Below are 1127 nucleotides of genomic sequence, written 5' to 3'. Positions count from 1 at the left end.
CTCAAGGACCGGTCGGTGGCCGATTCCACCGTGGCAGGCGTGCAGGTCGGTATCGACCCCGGCTCCAAGCACACCGGCCTGGCCGTGTTCACCGACCGCGACGGGAGCCGGGCCGGACGGTACGCGATCCAACTCGACCACCGAGGCGGAGCGATCCGCGACAGGCTCGCCGCGCGGGCCGCACTGCGCCGGGGCCGCCGGGGGCGGAACCTGCGCCACCGCGCCCCCCGGTTCCTCAACCGCACCAAACCGACAGGGTGGCTCGCGCCGTCGCTGCAACACCGCGTCGAGACCACCCTGTCGCAGGTGGCGCGGCTGACCCGGTGGGCGCCCGTCACCGCCATCCACGTGGAGAAGGTCTCCTTCGACACCCACGCCCTATCGGCCGGGCGACCGCTCGAAGGAGCCGAATACCAGCAGGGCACCCTCGCCGGGTACGAGGTCCGCGAATACCTGCTGGCCAAATGGGGGCGCACCTGCGCCTACTGCGGCGCGAGCGGCGTACCGCTCAACCTCGACCACATCCACCCCCGCAGCCGGGGCGGCTCGGACCGGATCAGCAACCTCACCCTGGCCTGCATCGGCTGCAACCAGACCAAGAACGCCACCCCCGTGCAGGAATTCCTCAAGGATAAGCCCGCCCTTCTCGCGAAGATCCTCAAGCAGGCCAAAGCGCCGCTGCACGACGCCGCCGCCGTCAACGCCACCCGCTGGGCGCTGTGGCGGGCCCTGGAAGCGACCGGCCTGCCCGTTCACACCGCCTCCGGCGGCCGCACGAAGTGGAACCGCTTCCGCACCGGCGCCGCCAAGTCCCACACGTTGGACGCGCTGCACGTCGGCCACCTGGAGACCGTGACCGCCTGGCCGTCGGCGGTCCTGGTGGTCAAGGCGACCGGGCGCGGCACCTACTGCCGTACCCGCACCGACCGCTACGGCTTCCCCCGCCTGCGACTGCCCCGGACCAAGCACGTCAAGGGGTTCGCCACCGGCGACCTGGTCCGCGCGACCGTCCCGGCCGGCAAGAAGGCCGGAGTCCACACCGGGCGGGTCGCGGTCCGCTCCACCGGCAGTTTCAACATCACCACCCGGCACGGCACCGTGCAGGGCATCGGCCACCGCCACGTCCG

Annotated in this window: 1 protein-coding gene; it reads left to right on the top strand. The window is 72.1% G+C overall.

Translation table 11 applies throughout. The features are described from left to right. Window positions 1–15 precede the first annotated feature (15 nt). The coding region (gene iscB, locus AB0K21_RS44705) for an RNA-guided endonuclease IscB (RefSeq protein ID WP_364159332.1) at window positions 16–1127 on the top strand (1112 nt) is incomplete at its 3' end.

It is taken from the genome of Streptosporangium sp. NPDC049248 (genome assembly GCF_040678965.1).
In the GTDB taxonomy this organism is placed as follows: Bacteria; Actinomycetota; Actinomycetes; order Streptosporangiales; family Streptosporangiaceae; genus Streptosporangium; species Streptosporangium fukuiense.
Note: the sequence above shows the minus strand (reverse complement) of the source record. Positions and strands in the feature narration are given on the sequence as shown.